The following is a 403-nucleotide window of genomic DNA, read 5'->3' as shown; positions in this document are numbered from 1 at the left end:
TTTGATTTCTCGCCAAAAATTGCAGATGCCGTGCCCCGAAAGCCTGCATAATGCAAAAATTGTAGATGCCGTACCCCTGTAGCGGCACGGCATAGATAACGTTTGATTTCTCCCCAAAAATTGCAGATGCCGTGCCCCGAAAGCCTGCATAATGCAAAAATTGTAGATGCCGTACCCCTGTAGCGGCACGGCATAGATAACTTTTGATTTCTCGCCAAAAATTGCAGATGCCGTGCCCCGAAAGCCTGCATAATGCAAAAATTGTAGATGCCGTACCCCTGTAGCGGCACGGCATAGATAACTTTTGATTTCTCGCCAAAAATTGCAGATGCCGTGCCCCGAAAGCCTGCATAATGCAAAAATTGTAGATGCCGTACCCCTGTAGCGGCACGGCATAGATAAC

1 protein-coding gene is annotated in these 403 nt (G+C 47.9%); it reads right to left on the bottom strand.

All coding sequences use genetic code 11. The features are described from left to right. A partial coding sequence (locus tag MiSe_RS49925; protein ID WP_226595056.1) for a hypothetical protein occupies positions 1 to 403 on the bottom strand: 403 nt, incomplete at both ends.

Source organism: Microseira wollei NIES-4236, from assembly GCF_020521235.1.
Lineage (GTDB): Bacteria > Cyanobacteriota > Cyanobacteriia > Cyanobacteriales > Aerosakkonemataceae > Microseira > Microseira wollei.
The sequence above is the reverse complement of the archived record's forward strand: the minus strand, read 5'-3'. Positions and strand labels throughout refer to the sequence as shown.